Here is a 22062-nt window from a genome sequence, read left to right as displayed (position 1 = left end):
ATTAAGGCTTGATACTTAGTTTTTTTTTAAGTTCCAATACACTTTTATATCCTAATTTTTGAGCTGCAACTTCTAAATATGCATCATCAATAAGTCCATCCATATCTTTTTTAAGGAGCAGTTTCTTAAGTTGATTGATCTCTTTTTGTAATGCTTTTATTCTTGATATTTCATCATTAGTTTCTACCATAACTCTTGTGTTCATAAGGTCTTTACGGTCATACTTTTTAATCCATTCATTGATTGTAGAACAAGCAATACCGTAAAGTTTACCTAGTTGATACTTATTATACTTTCCAGTACTAAGTTCGGCTAAAATTTTTAATTTGAATGGTTCGCTGTAACGTCTGGTTACTTTGTCGTTTTTATACATAATGTTTAAAATTATGTAGCCTTTATTCAGGACGGGTCACAATGTGGTACAACGGTTTGTGGTATGGAAAGTTGCGTTTTTGAAAACATAATTTTCCAATGTTTAAATTTAAGTTATTTATGTTTTAGAAACATTCTATTTTATTGAATTTAGCAATTTTTTATACCAAGTGTTGGTGGTAGTTTTATATAGTTTGAAATATTTCATTCAGTTGTTTATGAAAAATTAGTTCTTCTTTTTTTATTCGCATTATAAATTCTAAATAGGTGTCATTTTTTTTACTTGCATTTAATCGAATAATTAATCCTTTCTCGTTGATATAAGTATTAAAATTAATTCTTTTATTTTCGTTTTTCCAATTTAAAATTTTCGTAGTATCATTTTTTAGTGAATTAAACTCTAAAACAGTTTTTTTAAAAATATTCTCTTTTTCTATTAATTTAGAAAGTTCTTTATATATATCAATAAAAAGACAATCAACCTTTCTTTTTTCACAGAAACAAGGAAGTTTTGGTTCGTGAATTGAACAAGAATAATTGTTAATTGATTTATTATATAAGTTTGTATTCTCTTTATGCCATTTTAAAATACTTTCATATTTTAAAAAATAGTTTGTTTGACTAGATTTTAATTGATCTATTGATTTTCGAAAAATATGATTTATTGGCATATAATTATTAGTTGGTATTTAACAAATCTAATCTAAATTCCAATATACATCATTCATAGTTTCTGGGTCGTCTGTTCCTGAAGCATCAATCAACCAGTTATTATCATTGTATCGATCATTATAATCATAATCAACATAATCGTTAGTATATGTCTTTAAATCCTCAAAAATTACTCCTTGATTTTTCAATTTGCTTTTTACATCAAAATCAAACCATTTAATCGATTTTTTATTAACAAATATATGATTTTCTCCACCTATAGCATTCATCACGCTGTTAAATCCGCTTAATGGCATTTTGGACTTATTTGTTATGATGAAATAGAAATGATTGATACCTCTTAATACTCCTATAAAAAGCTTTTCTTTTTCTAGATAATTCCAATTTTTTATATCTACTTTTATGTAGTCAGTATGAGTTTCGCTGATTTTTTCGGCACGATACTTTAAATAATCATTACCAGCCATTTCTTTTAAAGGAGTATTGAGCATTTCTATTAGCTCAAAAAGGTTAGCTTGATTGATTTTATTTTTTAAATCATCCTTTTCAATTTGATTTATATCAATTTCTTGAACTTCTTTGGTCATATTATTGATTAATTTTTGACCAATTAATTCTCCATTTATGAACTCAAAAATTAAATCTTTTTCGAAAACTGAAAAGTGACCTCGATGACTATATTGAATTCTTTCTCCTTGAGGGACTTTCATTTCACCACTAAACCAACTTGCAAAAACTATTTTTTTTTCATTGAAGAGAGATTCTATACCCACATCTTCATTATCTGTGAAACCAATTAAATCTATTAAATACAATTTCTTGTTTTCGATTTTCCAAGTTCCAATATAACCTCTACTACAGTCTGTAGATTTATAAGCAAACGGATTTTTATTTGTTTTAACTAAATAATTGTAAAGAGGTTCACACGCAATTTTATGTTCCTCATTTTTATAGATCAATTTCTCAAATGCTTGTGCTGTCATTTATATTCGGTTTTAATTACCACCAACGAGTTTGTACAAGATTAGTTGCGTTGGTTAAACAACTAATTTAATAAATAATTACTGACCAAGAAAATCCGTGAGGATTTTCGTAAGTGAGCTAAAACCAAGCAATTGATTTTGTACGGTGTTGGCACAAGTTTTTTTAATCATTTTATTAATTATAAATCAAATTATTATGCAAATCAAATCAATTTTCATACTTGACGAATATAAATCTAAAAATAAGAATTCTTATAAAAGACTATTTTCATTTTGGAATCAAAACGGTTCAACTCGGACTAATTCAATTAAATCATCCAATTCTGAAAAATCAGATGAAATCAAATAATAAACTCTAAACCATTCTTTAATTATGTTTTCAGAAAACTGTTGCTCTATTATAGATCTAATCTCACTAACGTCAGCATCAACATCAAAATCGAAAAAAGTCATTCTCCCTTCAGTTTTTTCTTTATTTCTTTCCAATATTGTTATAAATCGACCTAATTGGAAAACAGAAGTCATTCCTTTGTCAGAGAATAAATTATGTAAATCGAATTTATCTTTAAATTCATTACCCATAATATTTAAATTATACTCGATTTTATCAATATCATTTGTAAACCCATAATTATTATTATCGGATATGTCATCAACAATTAATCGAAATTTATTCGTTATTGGAGGTTGTTCTAGTAAGAATTTCTTTTTCATAAAGTTCATTTTTCGTATTTGTGCCAACGGGTTAGAGTTTGGTTTCGTTGCGTTGGTTTAGTTCAAAGTTAATTAAAAATCTTTTTCATTTGAAACTTAAAAGGATTCTCGTACGATGAACTAATTAAGCAATGAAATAAACGCATTGTTGCCAGTAGTTATTATTGTTTATGTTTTGCAACTTTCAGCCAGATTTCTTTAAGCTCTTTTCTACTTATTTTAAATTTTTTCATTATAATCGGTTCAGATTGCTCTTCTTGCATATCCCAATATTTCTCGCTCATAATTTCGTTGTAGATTTCTAATTCTCTTTTTGTTGGCAAATCAGATTTAGTTACTTTTCCAACTTTGTCTTTGATTATTATCTCAAAATTATAATTCGTTCTTATATTATTTTTTGCGATTTCAGGCGTTACATTTCCAGTTTTTGCATTTGGCGACCAAAGTAATTTTCCATAAGTATATCCTTTTCCAATATCGTTTTTGTCATCGTAAGCAAATATTACGATTTCATCAATATCTTTATTTTTTTTCGACTGTTCATAAACGATTGATTTTAAAGTGTTTTCAATGCTTTCTTTTGAAATATCATACGGAACAACAATTGACATTGTTAATCTAATAAACTTTGGTAAATCTTTAAGTTCTTGAGTTGAGTAATCAGATAATTTTCGAGTTAAAGCTTTTGCACTTGAAAATTCAGATTCCTCAATTGTAAAATTCGAAATTTTTGTTGCATCAAAATCTATTTTAAATTCAGATTCAGTTTTCGTTTTGTTATTTCTAGTTTCATTGCAACTTAATAAAATTAGAACAGGTAAAACCCATAGTATTCTTTTCATATCTTTTTTTGTATTTATTTCATTTTTTTCCAGTAATTACTGGCAACGGTTTGTGGTATGTTTTGTTGAGTGTTTAAGCAATAAATTTAGTAAATAATTGCTGACCAAGAAAATCCCTTTAGGATTTTCGTAAATGTGCCTGAACCAAACAATAAAATATACCAGTTGTTGGGCGTTCGTTAATTTTTTAATCGTTCTAAAATATCAATTTTTGGAAAATTAATCTTACAATATTCAATGAAATTTATACTTTCTCTTAAATTGTAAGTCACTGAATCAGGAATATTTTCTGTTAATTCGAATATCCCTTCTTCCGTTTTAATTTTCTCAATCCAAATAATAATTTTAGAATCAATAAACTCAATAATTTTATTCAATTTATATTCGTTAAAATCATTTACATTACAATTATTATTGTCGTAAATGACTGATTCTCTCGAATATTCATCTGTTCTTTCTAAAGTTTCTCCGTAAATCTGATTAACTCTAATTTTAGATTTGTCTTTAAGATATTTTTTCGTAAATATTGAAGTATGTCCAAATAAATATCCTTTTTTATTCTTTCTCAATTCTATTGAATGAAAGTTTGGAAGAATTTCTAAATTAATATAGTTTCCTAGTTCATTTGTTCTACTTGACCAAAATGTAATTTCCAACTTAATTTCTGTGTCTTTATATATGATTTTTGGTCTTGAAGATAGGTATTTGAATCCTTTAGATTCATATTTTTTTCCTATTTCATTACAGACTTTCTGAAAATACTCTTTAGATGTTTTTATTTCTGTCAAATCAATTTCCATAGTTTCTTCATAATGACGCCCAACGGTTTGTGGTATGTTTTGTTGAGTGTTTAAGCAATAAATTTAGTAAATAATTACCGACCAAGAAAATCCCTTTAGGATTTTCGTAAGTGTGCTAAAACCAAGCTATAAAATATACCAGTTGTTGCAGGTAGTATTTTAGTGTATCGAATTATCATTATTAAAAAAGATAAATCTAAATTTTTCTTTCGATTCTTTTATTTTCTCTCTATCATCATAAATAGTTGAGTAATAGTCAATATTGTATTTATTTTTTAAATAAACTTTTCGTAACTCAATAATCGAATTATAAACAATATCTAAAGTGTAAATATAATCTTGATAAACCGCATTTTCTGTAAATGTGTATGAGACATTAAATTCTGAATCAGCTGTTAGTTTCTCTTGAATTGTCTTTTTTAGGTCATTTTTATTTATTGTTTTATTATTGATTTTAATACTACTTTTTCCAATCTCAATTAATAAACTGTGGTTTATGTCAAACTTTGCAGGAGCTGGTGGAAGAATATATTCCTTTGAATTTATACCGTATTCTTTCAAGTCTTTATCTAGCAATGGAGGAAGTCTTAATTGAAAACTTTTAATATATTCATATTTGTCATTTTCAAGAATGAGTTCAATTCTATTATAATCTGCTAATTTTATCTGTTTTTTGATTAATTCAAAATCTTGAATTTTTATGTTTTTATCTGCTAAAAATAATATCTTAAAGTAATTTTTCTCATCGAATTTATATTTTGCAGTTTTTATTAAAAATTTATAAAAACCTTTATCAATTGGAATTGTAATGTTTCTGAAATTTGCAACTAAATTATTATTCTCATACGTAATGTAAAGTGGTTCGAACAAGTTGATTTCTCCAAATTTTCTTTGAACGCCATTACCAACGGGTAAATTAACTTTCAAAGATTTCTCATTTATAATGTCAGTAAATAAATAGTCAGATTTTCTTTTCTTAAATTTTTGAATTATTGAATCTGTAGTTGGATTTATAAAAAATAATTCAGAATTCTCGAAACTTATTTTAACTTCGTGTTTTTCGTTAAATTCATTTGTTATGACTAATTTTTCATTAGAATACCTATATTTTAGAGTATCATATTTAGCTGAATAATCAATAAATGAATTTTTATCAAACTTTATTAAAACTGGATATGAATTATTATTTTTCCCATACCAAAATCCTTCTAATTTTTCATTATTAGAACAACTTAAAAATAGTAACGAAATTAATATTATAAAGCAATTTTTCATTTTTCGCGATATTACCTGCAACGGTTTTTGGTATGTTTTGTGGCGTGTTTAAGCAACTAATTTAGTGAATAATTACTGACCAAGAAAATCCGAGAGGATTTTCGTAAGTGTGCTAAAACCAAGCTATAAAATATACCAGTTGTTGTCTAGTTATTATATTCTATTTCTTTAAAATACGCTATAAACCCTACTATATAAGGCTTTTATTGATTTTCAAAAAGTAAAATAATGCAATAAAATACATAAAAAAGCATTGTTTGTTGTACCAAATGTTGTACCTTGTTATTGGTTTGCAGCTCATTGCACCCCTTTTAAATCAATGTATTATGTCTTCAATAAAAGTAATATTAAGAAAAAATAGAGTAGATAAGTCTGGAAAAGCGCCATTATTTTTAAGAGTAATAAAAGACCGAAAGACAAAATTTATTTCATTAAGCTTAAAATTAGAGCCAAACGAATGGGATGAAGCAAAACAAAAAGTAAAAAAGAATCATAGTAACTCAACACGATTAAACAAATATATTACTCAAAAGGTTGCTGATGCACAAGGACAAATAGCAGATTTAGAAACTAAAAATCAATCTACATCAGCAAGAAAATTAAAAGAAGCTATAAAAGGAAAACCATTAGTAAACTTCTTTGAATACTCTTATAACCGCTGTGAAAAGCAAAAAGATACTTTAGCCTTATCAACTTATAAAAATTACAAAAACTACCTTAAAAAGTTTGAAAAATTCGTAGGACATAAAGACTTAATGTTTGATGATATTACTGTAACAACTTTAAAAGATTATGCTGGTTACTGTAGCACAACTTTAGGTAATAACAACACAACTATAAATTTTTCTTTAAAGATTCTTAATTTGATGTTTAAAGAAGCTCAAAGAGAAGATTTAATTCCTTTAAATCATTTTCCTTTTGCTAAATTTAAAGTCAAAAAAGCAAAAAGCACAAAACTATATTTAACAGAAGAGCAATTAGATGCTTTTATTAATTTAGAAGTTTCAGATAAAGCCAAAGCAAATATTATAAAGGATATGTTTGTGTTTTCGGTGTTTGCTGGTGGTTTAAGGTTTGGTGATGTTATCGAATTAAAATGGAGCAATTACAATATTAAAGACCATAAAATAACTAAAGAAATACGTAAAACAAATAGACAGCATAGTATTAAAATAGGTAAAAAAGCTATTGATATTTTAGATAAATATTACAAATCAAGAATAAGTGATAACGATATAATATTTCCATTTGCTAATATTGATGAAGAATATTTTAAAGATAGAGAACATAGAGCTGTAGTAGTTAGACAAGCAATGGGATTAAGTAATATGTACTTAACTAAAATGGGGAAACAATTAGAATTACCCTTTTCCCTATCGTTCCACGTAAGTAGGCACACATTTGCAACAAGAGCTTTAAATAATGGTATGAGAATAGAACACGTATCTAAATTAATGGATCATTCCGATATTGGAATAACACAGGTATATGCTAAAATAATTAATAGTGAATTAGATAATGCAGTAGATAAATATATAAATTAAGCTATGAACAGACAAAGTAAAAAAATGGAAATAAAAAGTAAAGCAATGACTTATGCGAATAAATTATTTCCAAATATATTATGGGTTATTGATAGTAAATATGACAATAATTACTATAACAAATCAGTATTTTCAAAACCTAATGAAGCGTTTAAAAAAGTTAGGTTAGAAATTGTATTTGAGAATTTCACACATCCTCAAAAAGCCTTTCTTTTCGAGCTTTTAGATGAGAGTTTTAATTTTTTTATGAAGAAAGATTGGTATAGGTTTAATGCTTTAACTAGGAGGATATATGATACCGATTTAACCAAAATAAAAATACCTGAAGAATTAAAACCGTATACAACAGAACCTTTTTTAAAAGCTACAGAAAATATTATTGAAAAAGAAAGAAATATTATTGCAGAAATGTACCAACAATTACATAGAGAATTAATAGAGGAAACTTTTGTAAATATTGAGCCTAAACAAGATATTGAAGAGCAGGAATCACCTAAAGATTTTAATGAATTGTTAAATGATATTAAAAATTCAAATTATACTTATTTAGAACTTTATCAGTTTGTTAAAGAGAAAACAGCAATGGATAAGAATGCTCTTGAATATTTTAAAAATGATATTGAATTTTATTTATTCACTGCTAGAGACTTGCACGAAAGTTACTTTTCTACTGAAGATGTTGATAATGCTTTAAAAAAATTAGAAGATAATGGGTATTCAAAAGAAGACTTAATCAAGCAAGGTTATTTAAGAAAAAATAAAATTCTAGAAAAAATAGATGGGAATGTAGATGCAAAAGAAACATACTACATTGATAAAGAACGACTTCTTTTTCCCTATGAGTTTTATTCAATTTACGAGCTTCAACGTATAACAAATAGTGAATTAAAAAAAATTGAAGAAAGTCAAAATCCTTCATTGCTTAAAAATAAAATTAAAACAAATCTATCTGTACCTCAATTAGCATTGTTATTCAAACTATTAAAAGACTTAAAGCCTAATATATTTGATTTGAAATCAGAAGCGGAATTACATAGGTTCATTTCAGATAGTTTTGAAACTAAAAAATCTTCGGATATAAGCACCAATAAATTAAGAAATTTATTTAACTCACCAGAACCTAAATCAGCTGAATTTTGGGAAAAACATTTGCGCACTTTACTAGCTGAAATAAAAAAAATCAAATAATTTTTTCCTTAAAATCATCAATGTTTTAAGGGGTTTAACACAGGGTTGTACAACCCTGTATAACTGTTTTTGCTTTATTGTTTTACTCACATTTGCTTCATAATTAAATGTTTAACCATTAAAAAGTAAGTAAATGAACGCAGTAATTTTAACAACAGAACAGTACAGTGAATTAGTTAACCGTTTAGATGAACTAAACAAGAAACTAGAAGAAAAACAAAAACAACCACAAGAAGTATTTTTAGACAATCAAGAGTTTTTACAGCTAATGAATATTAGTAAACGAACTGCACAAACTTGGAGAGATGAAGGTGTAGTTTCGTTTTCTCAAATAGGTAGTAAAATCTACTACAGTATGAAAGATGTAAAAATCTTATTAGATAAAAATTACAACAAGGCATTTAAAAATAAAAAAAGATAAATGTCTTACGATACTATTAATTTTCAGTATCAAATAAAAAAATTGCCGTATCACTTTAAAGTCTTAAAAAATGAACCCTATTTGTGGAGAGGTTTAAGTTGGCAACCAGTAATTAATAATCAAGGTTATTTAAGTTACTATTATACGTATATCAATAATTTAAAGTTGGTGCTGAAATATGATAAAATCTACCTTAAAAACTCGTTACAAAAGTTTTATATGAATAATAATTATCAATCGTTTTCATACAGTCAGGTAGTAAAAGCATTTGAGAGGTTAAACAAATTATTACCTTTTAATGTTTACGAAGCAATAGTTACAAAAGTAGCTATAGGTATTGTCTTTGAAGAAAATGCAGAAAAAACATATGGAGAATGGTTGTATTATCAAGGTAAGTCACCAATGCAAATGCAAGACAAAAACAAAGTATATGGAGCTAAATTTCATTTAACAGACTATTATATTAAAGGGTATAACAAAACCTTTCAAGTAAAATCTAAAGATAATTTTAGCTTAAATAAACCATATTTCAGATACGAAATTGAAGCTAAAACAAAGTTTTTTAACAACAAAACAAACAACATTGGTATAGAGAATGTCGCAGATTTAATTAATGAAGAAAAATACAATAAGCTATGCAATATGTTAATAGATAGGTATAAAATGATTCAGACAACAACAATAATAGATTATTCTGAATGTAATTTAAAAGAGAAAAAGCTAATTGCTTATATGGAAAATCCAATTATAAAAAAGAGTGTACAAAACCAGCATACAGAATCTTTTAAAAAAGACAGAATAACATACAATAAGTTAGTAAAAGTGAAGTCGAATAACAACTTTCAAAATATCATTTTAAATAAAATTACAAACCAAGTAAACTATAGTTTAAAAAACTAATGTTTTACAACTTGTAATATACCCTAAAACAGGGGTAAAAATGAGATGAAACAAAACCACCACTTAATTAAAAAACCAAGTGGTGGAAAATTGCTATGAAAAAGAAAGGTTACCTATGAAAATAACCTTATTCATATTCAAATATAGTATAAAAACTTGCTAGTTGTAATTTAAAGAAGCATTTATTTGTTGTTATAAATATATACGCTAATTTTAACCTTTAAAAATTGTTATTCAAAATAAATCATCTTATTAATGCAAAATTTACAACAAGACCTAATAGAACTACTTAAAAACGAAGATAATTTAGTAGTAGATAACCAATTAAATAAAAATAAAATAATAGAAGCAGCTTTAAAAGTAGAACCATTTCTTATAGGTTTATTAATAAAAAGCGATACGTTTAAAAAGCATTTCTTCCAAGAAGTAGAAAATGTATTAGTATTCGATAAAATTAAGTTTCAAAGGTTTGTAAATAATAAATCTTTTCTTCCTGATAGTTATACAGCCTTTAAAAACAAAATAGGATTAGCAATTAATAACGATACTAATGATAATTTTATAAAAACCAAAAATGATGTTGTATTAGTATGGCCTCATAAAGACTGTGTTTTAGAGGGAGGTCAAACCAAAGAAGACCAAAAAAGAAACGAAATATTTTGGAATGAAACACTTGCACCAGATAATGTAGATAGGTTGTTAGACGCTAAAGCATTTACGAACTTTAAAAAATACGATAGGGATGGTGAGTATAAATTAACTGGCTTTAAGGGGGATGAAAACCTTATATTAAAGGGTAATAATTTATTAGTAATTTCTTCTTTGTTAAAAACACATAGAGAAAAAATTAAGTTAATATATATAGATCCACCATACAACACTGGTGGTGACGCTAACATATTTACCTATAACAACACTTTTAATCATTCTACGTGGTTAACATTTATGAAAAACAGATTAACAATCGCAAAAAAATTATTAACTAAAGACGGTTTTATTGCTATTGCAATCGACCACTATGAATTAGGTTATCTAATTACTTTAGCTGATGAAATTTTTGGTCAAGAAAATAGGTTAGGTATTGTTTCAGTTGTAAATAATCCAATGGGGCGTAATCAAGCAAAATATTTTTCTACGGTTAATGATTTTATGCTAATATATTGCAAGAATAATGAGTTTGCAGCTTTTAATAATGTTGTATTAAATGAGGATTTTTTAAAAACATTTGATAAAGAAGATGAGAAAGGCAGGTATAAATTAAAAAACTTTATTCGAGTAGGTGGTGGTGATGCTAATTTAAGAATTAATAAGTCTAACTTTTGGTACCCAATTTTTGTTAGTAAAGATTTATCTCAATTAAGTCTTAATTACAAAGAAGGTTTTTATGAAGTATATCCAATTACTTCAACCGGCCAAGAAAGAACTTGGAAACTTTCAAAAAACTCAACAGAAAAAAAACTTACGGAATTAGTACCTGCAAAAGAAAAAGATTCATTAGTAATTTATGAAAAATATAGGGTTGACAAAGGTCAAAAAGTACCTACCATATGGAATGATAAAAAATATAATGCCAATCACAATGGTATAAGATTATTAGAAAAGATAATAGGTAGAAAAGGTTTTAGTTTTCCTAAATCCCTTTATACTGTTGTTGATACTCTAAAATTATTATCAAAAAAAGATGATATTGTATTAGATTTCCACGCAGGTAGTGGTACTACCGCACACGCTGTTTTAGAGTTGAATAAAGAGGACGGTGGCAACAGGAAGTTTATGTTAGTTGAACAATTGGATGAACATATTGATATTTGTGTTGAAAGGAATCAAAAAGTCATTAATAATGATTCTTTTGTATATGCAGAATTAATGCAATACAATCAATACTTTGTAGACAAAATACAAAAGGCTAAAACTAAAGAGGATATTTTAACTATGTGGATAGAAATACAAGACAAAGCATTCATATCCTACCAATTTAATAAAGATATGTTTAATAAGAATTTAGACGCTTTTAAAACAGCTTCTTTAGAAACTATGCAGCACTATTTAATTGAAGTATTAGATAAAAACCAATTGTATGTAAACTTTAGCGAAATTGAAGATGGTAGTTTCAATATTGGTAATGAAGATAAAGCGTTAAACTACTCATTTTATAAAAAATAATAGCTGGTATGAGTTTATTTAATCAAGAAACTATTCAGCGTTTAGACAAGCGTATTGCTACTAAAATAGATGATGGTGATTTAATCGCAGAGCTATCGCCAATTATTAAAAATAATCTAAAGTTTGCGCCACGTCCTTATCAAGTAGAAGCGTTTACACACTTTATCTATTACATAAATAACCCACGTTTAAGAGCTAAACCTACGCAGGTGTTGTTTCATATGGCAACAGGTTCTGGTAAAACATTGGTTATGTCAGGTACAATGTTAGAGTTGTATAAAATGGGTTATCGCAACTTTATTTTCTTTGTAAATACTGATACTATTATCCGTAAAACAAAAGAAAACTTCTTAAACCCAAACAGTACTAAATACCTGTTTAATGAACAAATTAATATAGATGGTGTAAATGTAAATATCACAGAAGTAGAAAGTTTTGAGTCCACTAATGCAGATGATATTAGTATATTATTTTCTACGATTCAAGGCTTACATACTAAACTAAATACTCCAAGAGAAAACAGTATCACCTTTGATGATTTTTTAAATAAACAAGTTGTTTTAATTAGCGATGAAGCACATCATATAAACACACTTACCAAAAAGAAATTAAGTAAAGGTGAAAAAGAAAACTTTACAAGTTGGGAATATACCGTTGAGCGTATCTTAAGAAGTAACGTAAACAATGTTATGATGGAGTTTACAGCTACTTTAGACCTCAATCATCCTAATATAGCATCAAAATATGCAGATAAATTATTATACGATTATTCATTAGCAAAGTTTAGAGAAGATGGCTATTCAAAAGAAGTACAAACCAATCAAGTAGATTATCAACCTATTCAACGCGCTATTGTTGCGGTTTTAATAAGTCAGTTTAAAAAGAAAATATTTGCATCAAAAGGTATTTTAGCAAAACCAGTAGTAATGTTTAAATCTAAAACAACTACAGAAAGTGCTGAAATGGAAAAGGCATTTATTAATGAAATAAGAAACTTAACGGTTGCTAAATTAGAGAATCTTATAAAATTAGATAATGCAATTTTAGATAGAGCAATAGCCTATTTTAAAGAGCTAAATATATCGTCACAAGGTTTAATAGATGAAATAAAAGAAGATTTCACAGAAGATAAAATAGTATCTGTAAACTCTAAAAATGATACAGACGATAAACAAATTGTAATAAATAGTCTTGAAGATAATAATAACGAATACAGAGCAGTATTTGCAGTAGATAAGCTAAATGAGGGTTGGGATGTTTTAAACTTGTATGATATTGTTAGATTATATGATACAAGGGATGCAACAGGAAATAAACCAGGTAAAACAACAGTTGCAGAAGCACAATTAATTGGTAGAGGTGCAAGGTATTATCCGTTTCAATTAGAAGATAATCAAGAATTAGACAAACGTAAATATGATAATGATATAGAAAACATAATGCGTTTTTGCGAAACTTTGCATTACCATTGTTCTCACAATCCAAGATATATTACTGAATTAAACAACGCACTTCGTGAAATAGGAATGTTTCCTGAAGAAAAAGTAGAAGTAGATTTAATTCTTAAAGATGAATTTAAAGAAACAGCATTATATAAAAGCGGTTTTATATTCTTAAATAAAAAGGTTAAAAATAACCCTAAAACATTATTAGAATATCAAGAGCCAACTATTGTAAAAAAGCATACCTACGCATTAAAAACAAATAGGTCAGCTCAAACCGTTATATTAGATAACAACAGAGTAAAGCAAAATACAGTACAAGCAAATTATGCAAATAAGCATTTGTTTTCTGTATGGGATAAAACCATTATTCAAAAAGGTTTAAATAAAATTCCTTTTTATCATTTTAGTAATATTAGAAAGTTTTTCCCAAGTGTAAAATCTATGAATGATTTTATTACAAATGAAAAGTATTTTGGTGGTATAACAGTTGAAGTAACAGGTTTACAAAAAGATACTAATAATTTATCAGCACATCAAAAATTAGAAATTGTTATAAGTGTAGCTACTAAAATAGCAAACGAAATATCAACCAAGTTTGGCGATTATAGAGGTACAAAATCATTCTATAGAGAACCATTACGAAAGTATTTTAAGAATAAGAAATTAGCGTTTTCCGTAAATCAAAATGCAACAGCAGAAACAGGTAAACCAACAATGCGTAATGATATACCACAAGAATATTTTGTAGACCTTAATAAAGCAGATTGGTATGCTTACAATGAAAATTTTGGTTCGTCAGAAGAAAAGTTTTTAGTAAAGTATTTTCACGATAATATAGATGATTTAAAAGAAAAATTTAAAGATATATATCTATTAAGAAACGAAAGATTTTTCAAGCTATATAGGTTTAGTGATGCAAAGGCAACAGAACCAGACTTTGTATTATATATGACAGATAAAAATTCAGATGATGAGGTTATTTATCAATTATTCATAGAGCCAAAAGGAGATCATTTACTGTACAATGATGAATGGAAAGAACAATTTCTTCAAGAAATAGAAAAAGAAGCAGTAATTGAATTATATGAAAGTCAACAATACAAATTGATTGGTATGCCATTCTATAACAAAGCTAATAGAGAAGAAGTATTTGTGGAAAAATTAAACTCTTTATAGTTTTTGTATAATATGCATTCAAATTTTTAGTGCTAAAATATAGGTTGTTAAGTAATATGTTGATTTATTATTTTTAAATGAATTAGAATTTGAAGCTTAATTGCAATCAAAAAAGATATAATGGAAGAAGTAAAAGAAGAAAAATTTGGATCGAGAAATAGTTTATTAGAACCTATTTTAATAAAAAACAACATTGATTTTATCGCTAATATTTGGGTTGTTACTTGTCGCCAATCAATAAATAATAATAAAGATTCACGTTATTTAGTGATCATTGAAGGTACTTTCAGTAATGTTTATGAAAATATATTGAAACAAATAAATCCGAATATTTCAGTTATTAATGTATCCTTTGATGAAGCAAGGAAGTCTATTTCTGTCTTTAATATAAAAACAGGTAAAAAAGGAGTGTTAACATATAGTAAATTCAAAAATAGAATTATAGAATTAACTGAATGTAAATATTTGGATTCGTTTGCATTAGGTAGTAAAGAATCTACACCTTTAAGTCGGTTTTTTCGTGAAAATATGGGTAAAGGTTTTGCACTCACAGATATAGATTTTTATTTGACAGAAAAAAGGCTGTTTTTAGAAGAAAAAAACTTTATAAAAAATGATGTTGGTTATATTGGTATAGGTCAATGTATTTCATTTAAAGAAATTATTTCTGATATTTTTCCTGATATTCCATTATTGATTTTATGCACAAATGAAGCTGATTATTATATTGGTGATTTTAAAAATGTTGATTGTCGTAATTCTGAAATTATCAAAGGTTGGGGTAAAATGGTTCCTGTTAAGGTTAAAAAAACCACTAAATCAATCTTAATTAATTTATTAAAGAACTAGTACAATCTTACAATAAAAAATTAATCTATATTACGTCTATAATATAATAACATAGTTATTTAAAAAAACTTACAACCTAATAGGTTTAGCGTTTTTTTGTCTTTAAGGTAATAGTATATTACAGCTTTGTTTTTCATAAAATCAAACCAAACTGCAATAAGCTATTGAGTTATTATTAAATCATAAAACCCTAAACTCACCCAAGCTATGTTAACATAACACGCAGTTATAATACAGCAGCTCCACCAACCACATCACCCAAGCTGTAGTTATAACCCAATTATGTTAAATAGCCGCTTTCCAGCCACATAAATACGAACATCAAACCGCATAACACATTGCTTTTTTTTTATCTCAAAAAATCAATAAGTTATTGCTAAAGTAAAAATGCGTAGTTCAGTTAATAGCAGTATTACCATACTACAAATTAATAAACTACCCATTCACTACACAACAAACATTCGTAAAAACTATCATAGAATATTTACGTTACAAAAAAAAATAAAAAAGATAGCAAATATCGGTTGTTTCCTTCACCAGCCACACATAGGCTATAAAGTTCAAGCCTTATAGGTTTTGAAAAAAATATTTTAATAACTCTTACTTTTTATTTGTTAGGTGTCAAAGTTGTAAGGCTAAAAATCAATAGCCTTTTAATTATATCTCTAAAATATTTTTCTCAAAAAACTTGACAGCCTTTGCCACACAACCACACTCGTGCTTTCTTTTTTCTTTTTGTTTCAAAATTAATATGCGCGAAGCGTAGCGGAGCATAAATTTTAAATGCCTTACTATGTCAATTTTTGAAATGAAAACGCACCGAAGCGGAAGAACCTACGCGAAACCGCACTTTTTTATTCTAAATAAAGGTTTAAATAGTGGAAAGCCACTTGAAAAACCGTGTCCAAACTGTTTTGTAGTCATTTTGCAAACTGATGAAGAAAAAAATACACTTTTTCATTTATCAATGATGTTGCAAATAGGCGGTTTTTACGCTTATTATTTAAAAGGAAGTGTTATTCCGTTTATTTCTATAAATGATTGCAGAAATACGCTTAAAAAAGGGTTAAAATCAAACCCAATTGCTAATTCTGAATTGAAAAAATACATTAAAATAGTTTCTGTAATAGCTAATAAAGAAAAAGAGTTACAAAATGTCATTGAAAAATTGGCAGTTTTAAAAGTGTCATATATTCAATCTTGTATCAATGCAATGCATTAAAATGTAAGCCAATGCAAACACACCTAAACCCCTACTAAATATAACAATTTGGCACAATTTTCGTTATATTAGTAGGGAAAACAAAGTTTAAAAGCAATATAAAGTCCGTACCAAATCCGAACAAGTATTAATTTTAAATTTTATATAGTTATGGGAAAGATTTCTCAAGGAATTTTAGGTGGATTAAGTGGTAAGGTAGGAAATGTAATTGGTGGTACTTGGAAAGGTATTGATTACATTAGAATTAAGCCTTCTAGTGTCGCAAACCCACGAACAGAAGGACAAGTTAATCAGCGTAATAAATTCACCGTTACGTTAGAGTATTTACAACCGAATAAAGATTTTATAAAACTTGGTTATAAGTCTTTTGCAACAAAGAAAACAGAATTTAATGCAGCAATGTCTTATGTATTAAATAACGCAATTGGAGGAGTAGCTCCAGACTTTACAATTGATTATTCTAACGCATTATTGAGTAGAGGTAGTTTGTCAACTCCTTTGAATCCTACATTTGACGTTTCTACTCCTGGTAATGTTACTTTTGAATGGGATAATAATTCAGATGAAGGAAATGCAAATGCAACTGATAAAGCAATGATTTTGGTTTATAACCCAAGTAGAAAAGAATCAATTTACATTTTGGATGGTGAAGTAAGAACCGCTACAACTCAAATGCTATCAATACCAAGTTCTTACGCTGGAGATACAATAGAGGTTTTTATGGCTTTTATTTCAGAGGATGGAAGTCAAGTATCAAATAGTGTGTATTTAGGCAATGGTACGGCAGCTTAATAACTTTAGGCATTAATTACACATAAAAAGAAACCGTTACATTATATTTGTAACGGTTTTTTTGGCTTATAAATTATAGATCACTACTATTAAATTGTAGTAAAAATAATGTTGTACCTATGTTGTACCATTTTTAAAATATAGTTTAAAAACCCTTTAAAAACAACTACTAGGAAGTTTTAAGAAGACAACCAGTTGTTGTGCATAGTTTTTTTAATCAATCGTGTTTGTCTTTGAAATTACGTTTTGAACTACAGTTGAAACTGTATCAATCGTAATATTTTTCTTTTTGCAATAATCACTTTTTAACCAATCTTCTAAAAGTTTCGCTCCTTTACTAGCATTACAAGAAACGCAACAAAGAGCAATATTATCTTTTCCGTTTATTTTTATATCATTTATAATATGTTCCCAAGATGGTTTTGTTTTTCTCGAAGAGTTATCTTTTGAAAACTCAACTCCACAATAGACACAAGTTTTATCTCTTTGTTTTACAAAATTTTCAACATCAATCGGAATTCCCCATCTATTTGCCATTTTTTAACTCTTTAGATTTGAAATTAGATTTTTCCATTTATCGGACTCAAACAAAATTCTCCGATTAGTTAAAACATTTGATATTCTTTGAGCTAAAAGTCCTCCGTAAACCATTAATTCTTGAATATTCATACTGCTTTGAATATGTTGATTACATCTTGCAGAATAAAGTCCAATATTCTCAATTGAGCTACTTTTTTCTGGCATTTGATTTTGTGAAAGTAAATGTCCCCATTCGTATTTTATATAATCAATATCCCAATCAGAAGGTCTATTCCAACATAAAGGTAATTCTGTTCCCTCAACGTGAAAAAAAGGTCTTTGTTCTTGTGCTTCAAATAATAATCTTACAATTTCTTTTAGAATATTTCTTTTATTTTGATCAAATCTGATATTCGAAAAATCATCTCTAATATGATTAATAATTGATTTTACTAATCTATCAGTTTTTAAATCCGTTTCGTATGAATTCGGATTTTGATTTATAATCTTTCTATGTTCAATTAATTTCATTCGTTAAATTATGCACAACGGTTTGTGGTATGTTTTGTTGAGTGTTTAAGCAATAAATTTAGTAAATAATTACTGACCAAGAAAATCCCTTTAGGATTTTCGTAAATGTGCTTGAACCAAACAATAAAATATACCAGTTGTTGCCATTAGTTTTTATCTATTTATATTTTCAACTCGTTCAACTTTGTTCTTTTCATTCAAAAAGACAACAAATTCAAAGTGATCTAAAACAGCATAATTATCAGGATCAGGTGAAATATAGCAAATCGTATTTTTCGTCCAACAATCAGTTGAGTATTCAGTTCCTAATAGTTCAATTATCTCTTCTTTTGTTTTTCCTATGAGTTTATTATTTTTTTCTAAATCATTAATCATTCTGTATCTTAAATCAACATTTTCAATCCATTCTTTTGAATTAAACTCTTTTGACCTCAAAATAGGATTAATTATTCCATAACAAATTGCAATCATTAGAGTTGTCCAAAAAATCGGCATTAATATTGTTGCAAGAGAAGAATACAATTTTATTTTTTTTAATCTTAATTTTTTAATCAAAAATCGTCTATATAAAAAATATGAAGGTATCAAGAAGATTATCTGAAATACAATAAATATAAAAATTAGTTTAATCATTTCTGTATTTTCATCTAATTAATGGCAACGGGTTTGTGTATGTTTTGTAGCGTGATTAAGCAATAAATTTAGTAAATAAATACCGACCAAGAAAATCCCTTTAGGATTTTCGTAAATGTGCTAGAACCAAGCTATAAAATATAAACAGTGTTGTAAAACGTTTTTTTTCAGGTTCTTATTATTCATTCCAGCTAATTAAAGTCCGTTTAAGGTTTTCCGATTTAACTAAATAAAACATTGTCCACAAGATGACCCAAATTATAAAAATTAAAAAGAAAAAAATCAGATTGATTTCGCTATACTCTAAATCCAAATACACGAATAAAAATGTCATTACTATTGCTCCAATAAAATTATAAAGAGTTGCATTCTTAATACTCATTTCAATTAATCCAGTCAAAAAAATCCAACCAACGAGCTTATCTTTTATTTTAATTTTTTCAGAGTCAGAGAAATCAATTATCATTCTTTGAGAAAAATCCATTTTCACTATCAATTCGTTATTTTTCCTTTCAAATTTATAATCAAATCTTTTTAATAATTCTTCTGTTTTGTCTATTCCCATAATTTTTTGTCAAATGTTTTACAACGGTTTTTTATAAGATTTGTGCGACTGGAAAATCGGAGATTTTTCGGTTGTAGCAAATCGTTTATTGAATGTTTGTCGGTTCGTTATTTAGTTTAAAAGTAAGCATAAATTTTATGAGGTGTTGTGGTTAGTTTATTTTTTCAATTCATCATACGCAATCATTTTTAAATCATTTGTCATTTTACAATCAGGTTTTATTTTGAGTGCTTTATTCGTAAAATCAATCGTTTTTGTAAAATTTTCTAATGCGAAATTTGCGAAAGCAATATTGAAAAAAGCATCATATTTTCCATTATAATAATCCTTAAAATTAGATACAGAATAAATCTTAATTTTATTTAAAACATTTTCATATTCCTCTATTGCTAAAATGAAATCTTTTTTCTTTAAATAAATATGTCCAAGATATAGAGAAGAACGATAATCTTTAGGTTTCAAATCTTTAAATTTTCTTAAAAAGGATAAAGCATTATCGAAATCATTATTGTCAAAATGTAGTATTCCTAACCACAGATTTGCTTTAGAATTTTTAGAATCAATTTTCAAAATATCCTTATAAAACTTTATTGCTAAATCAGTTTGGTTATTTTCCCAAGCATCGGAAGCTTCTTTCATAAGATTTGAAATCTTAAAATATGATTTTATCTTTTTCATTTCATCTAATTAACCACAACGGGTTAGAGCATGAAAAGTTGCGATTGATAAATCGTACTTTTCAGCTTGATAAATTTAGTTATTTTATTAGTTAGAAACATTCTATTTTACTGAATTAAGCAATTTTTTATGCGCATTGTTGGCGGTATGTACTTTACTTATTTACCATAGGTTCAACTACGTTTTCGACAACTTTTACTCTACCTGGATTTTTCTTTAATTTTATATCTGTCAAGAATATTTTCAATGGTATAATTGGAAATAAAAAACAACCATAATTATCTAAATATTTTTGGTCAATCGGACATATTATAGATTTGTTGTCTTGAATCCAAGTACATTCTGTTTTTATTTCTTTTTCATCAAAATATGTTGTGGTTTCTATCCAACCTTTTGAAACTGGAATATCAATCCACTCATCAATCTCTTTTAAATGCTTTACATTGAAAGTTGAACCTTGTCCATCAAATCCATAATTTGATTCATTATCATTCTCCAATTTTGGTGACTTTGGATTATTAAAATAAACGTCAAATAATTCAAGGTATTTAAATCTATCAATATGCATTTGAAAAATAATTTCAGTTTCACTTTCTCCTAATTTTGAGGTTACTCGATAACTTTCTAAAAAATTATCATCAAGATTTAACTGTTCGACTTCAAATATTTCTTTGTCAGCAAATTTGTCAAGAAAGTAATCTTTCCAATTATTATATGTCTTTCCTTTAAATTCTATCGGTTTCATTTTATCGTATTACCGCCAACGGTTTTTGGTATGTTTTGTTGAGTGTTTAAGCACTAAATTTAGTAAATAATTACTGACCAAGAAAATCCGTGAGGATTTTCGTAAGTGTGCTAGAACCAAACAATAAAATATACCAGTTGTTGTGCAACGTTTATTACTTTTCAAAATGTAAATTCTATTACTACAATTCTTTTATGGAAATAATCATTAAAATTAGGATTAGATTTTAAAATTCCTCTCACAATTAATTCTTGTCTAATCATTCCAGCAGCTTCTCTGTTTTCATAGTATTCTTTTACAAATTTGTCTGTTTTCCCAACATAATCCAAAGCTCTTAAATACTGCCCAGTCTTATTAATCATTAATAGACCATTTTCATCTTTTAAATAAAGTTCATTCCATAAACCACTTTTATTCAGTTTGATTTCTGTTTTTGGTGATTGAAACTTAAACTTTTCAAAGTCAGTTGTTGAATCAGATATTATTTCAGTTAGGTATTTTTCGTATGCCTTTTCTATTTTTAGTTCAGGATAATTTTTCTTTAAATTCTTTTCAAAATCCGTAACTAATGAATTAATCGCATTTGTTTTCTTTTCTCCAAGAATGTTCTGAAATACTTGTTTATTCTTATCCAGATCATTTTGACAACTAAAAAATATAATTGTTAAAATAAATATTATTGTTTGTCTCATTTTCATAATGTTGCACAACGGGTTAGAATAACCAAAGTTGTGTTTTGGTTATGCAATTTTTCGTTTTATGAAATTAATATAAATAGAATTAAGAAACATTCTATTTTACTAAATGTAACAATTTTGGTTATGCATTGTTAGCAACTGGGCTTTATTGTTTTCAATCAATTTACTCTGCAATCTAATAAATATCTAATCAACACTAACTTTTTTCGAAGCACCAAATTTATTTTGTTTTGAAGGGAGGGCAAGCCTAAAACCGTCCTGCAAGTCGGTTACTCAGGCAGGCTTTGTAAGCTCTTTGGTAAGTTTTAGCCTGAGTGTGGCTCGTGCGACTTACC

23 protein-coding genes are annotated in these 22062 nt (G+C 27.0%); 9 read left to right on the top strand and 14 right to left on the bottom strand.

Annotated features, from left to right (window positions below; translation table 11 throughout):
* Position 1: 1 nt before the first annotated feature.
* The 7 genes from R3X25_RS11730 to R3X25_RS11700 all read right to left on the bottom strand — a co-directional run bounded on the left by R3X25_RS11730 (position 2) and on the right by R3X25_RS11700 (position 5658).
* Positions 2-373 (bottom strand): transposase, encoded by a 372-nt coding sequence (locus R3X25_RS11730; RefSeq protein ID WP_317674967.1) that lies wholly within the window; start codon positions 371-373, stop codon positions 2-4.
* A gap of 184 nt (positions 374-557) precedes the next feature.
* Positions 558-1043 carry a hypothetical protein gene (locus tag R3X25_RS11725; protein ID WP_317675027.1) on the bottom strand — a complete coding sequence of 162 codons (486 nt, stop codon included), beginning with the start codon at positions 1041-1043 and terminating at the stop codon, positions 558-560.
* Between the two features lie 27 nt (positions 1044-1070).
* Positions 1071-2027, bottom strand: a complete 957-nt coding sequence (locus tag R3X25_RS11720; protein ID WP_317675025.1) for a hypothetical protein — start codon at positions 2025-2027, stop codon at positions 1071-1073.
* A gap of 279 nt (positions 2028-2306) precedes the next feature.
* A complete protein-coding gene (locus R3X25_RS11715) occupies positions 2307-2741 on the bottom strand; it encodes a hypothetical protein (RefSeq protein WP_317675023.1) in 435 nt (144 codons plus the stop codon).
* A 161-nt stretch (positions 2742-2902) separates the two neighbouring features.
* Positions 2903-3583, bottom strand: coding sequence for a hypothetical protein (locus R3X25_RS11710; protein ID WP_317675021.1), 681 nt, complete (start codon positions 3581-3583; stop codon positions 2903-2905).
* A 179-nt stretch (positions 3584-3762) separates the two neighbouring features.
* Positions 3763-4383, bottom strand: a complete 621-nt coding sequence (locus tag R3X25_RS11705; protein WP_317675019.1) for a hypothetical protein — start codon at positions 4381-4383, stop codon at positions 3763-3765.
* A gap of 159 nt (positions 4384-4542) precedes the next feature.
* Positions 4543-5658 carry a hypothetical protein gene (locus tag R3X25_RS11700; protein ID WP_317675017.1) on the bottom strand — a complete coding sequence of 372 codons (1116 nt, stop codon included), beginning with the start codon at positions 5656-5658 and terminating at the stop codon, positions 4543-4545.
* A gap of 326 nt (positions 5659-5984) precedes the next feature.
* On the opposite strand from R3X25_RS11700, the gene R3X25_RS11695 reads away from it, so the two are divergent.
* The 9 genes from R3X25_RS11695 (at position 5985) to R3X25_RS11655 (ending at position 17358) form a co-directional block, all read left to right on the top strand.
* Positions 5985-7202, top strand: coding sequence for a site-specific integrase (locus R3X25_RS11695; protein ID WP_317675015.1), 1218 nt, complete (start codon positions 5985-5987; stop codon positions 7200-7202).
* A 3-nt stretch (positions 7203-7205) separates the two neighbouring features.
* Entirely contained in the window at positions 7206-8390 is a 1185-nt protein-coding gene (locus R3X25_RS11690; RefSeq protein ID WP_317675013.1) for a hypothetical protein, read from the top strand.
* Between the two features lie 133 nt (positions 8391-8523).
* Positions 8524-8811, top strand: a complete 288-nt coding sequence (locus R3X25_RS11685; protein ID WP_317675011.1) for a helix-turn-helix domain-containing protein — start codon at positions 8524-8526, stop codon at positions 8809-8811.
* Complete coding sequence (locus tag R3X25_RS11680) at positions 8812-9711, top strand: hypothetical protein (protein WP_317675009.1); 900 nt, start codon at positions 8812-8814, stop codon at positions 9709-9711.
* A 255-nt stretch (positions 9712-9966) separates the two neighbouring features.
* Entirely contained in the window at positions 9967-11874 is a 1908-nt protein-coding gene (locus R3X25_RS11675; RefSeq protein WP_317675007.1) for a site-specific DNA-methyltransferase, read from the top strand.
* A gap of 8 nt (positions 11875-11882) precedes the next feature.
* Positions 11883-14495: a DEAD/DEAH box helicase family protein gene (locus R3X25_RS11670; RefSeq protein ID WP_317675005.1), complete on the top strand. Its 2613-nt coding sequence runs from the start codon at positions 11883-11885 to the stop codon at positions 14493-14495.
* A gap of 120 nt (positions 14496-14615) precedes the next feature.
* The gene (locus R3X25_RS11665; protein WP_317675003.1) at positions 14616-15344 is read left to right on the top strand and encodes a hypothetical protein; all 729 of its coding nucleotides are present in this window, start codon (positions 14616-14618) and stop codon (positions 15342-15344) included.
* 793 nt (positions 15345-16137) lie between these two features.
* Entirely contained in the window at positions 16138-16566 is a 429-nt protein-coding gene (locus R3X25_RS11660) for a DUF6943 family protein (protein ID WP_317675001.1), read from the top strand.
* A gap of 150 nt (positions 16567-16716) precedes the next feature.
* On the top strand, positions 16717-17358 hold the full coding sequence (locus tag R3X25_RS11655) for a DUF6266 family protein (RefSeq protein WP_317674999.1): 642 nt from the start codon (positions 16717-16719) through the stop codon (positions 17356-17358).
* A 213-nt stretch (positions 17359-17571) separates the two neighbouring features.
* Here the strand turns inward: R3X25_RS11655 and R3X25_RS11650 are convergent, their stop codons facing one another.
* From R3X25_RS11650 to R3X25_RS11620, 7 genes are all read right to left on the bottom strand, one after another.
* Positions 17572-17895, bottom strand: a complete 324-nt coding sequence (locus R3X25_RS11650) for an HNH endonuclease signature motif containing protein (protein WP_317674997.1) — start codon at positions 17893-17895, stop codon at positions 17572-17574.
* A gap of 3 nt (positions 17896-17898) precedes the next feature.
* Positions 17899-18408 (bottom strand): hypothetical protein, encoded by a 510-nt coding sequence (locus R3X25_RS11645; protein ID WP_317674995.1) that lies wholly within the window; start codon positions 18406-18408, stop codon positions 17899-17901.
* 153 nt (positions 18409-18561) lie between these two features.
* A complete protein-coding gene (locus R3X25_RS11640) occupies positions 18562-18903 on the bottom strand; it encodes a hypothetical protein (RefSeq protein WP_317674993.1) in 342 nt (113 codons plus the stop codon).
* 316 nt (positions 18904-19219) lie between these two features.
* Positions 19220-19606 (bottom strand): hypothetical protein, encoded by a 387-nt coding sequence (locus tag R3X25_RS11635; RefSeq protein ID WP_317674991.1) that lies wholly within the window; start codon positions 19604-19606, stop codon positions 19220-19222.
* 156 nt (positions 19607-19762) lie between these two features.
* The gene (locus tag R3X25_RS11630) at positions 19763-20245 is read right to left on the bottom strand and encodes a tetratricopeptide repeat protein (protein ID WP_317674989.1); all 483 of its coding nucleotides are present in this window, start codon (positions 20243-20245) and stop codon (positions 19763-19765) included.
* 193 nt (positions 20246-20438) lie between these two features.
* The gene (locus R3X25_RS11625; protein WP_317674987.1) at positions 20439-21029 is read right to left on the bottom strand and encodes a hypothetical protein; all 591 of its coding nucleotides are present in this window, start codon (positions 21027-21029) and stop codon (positions 20439-20441) included.
* Between the two features lie 161 nt (positions 21030-21190).
* Positions 21191-21721, bottom strand: a complete 531-nt coding sequence (locus R3X25_RS11620; RefSeq protein WP_317674985.1) for a hypothetical protein — start codon at positions 21719-21721, stop codon at positions 21191-21193.
* Between the last annotated feature and the right edge of the window lie 341 nt (positions 21722-22062).

Source organism: Lutibacter sp. TH_r2, from assembly GCF_033101135.1.
GTDB lineage: Bacteria > Bacteroidota > Bacteroidia > Flavobacteriales > Flavobacteriaceae > Lutibacter.
The sequence above is the reverse complement of the archived record's forward strand: the minus strand, read 5'-3'. Positions and strand labels throughout refer to the sequence as shown.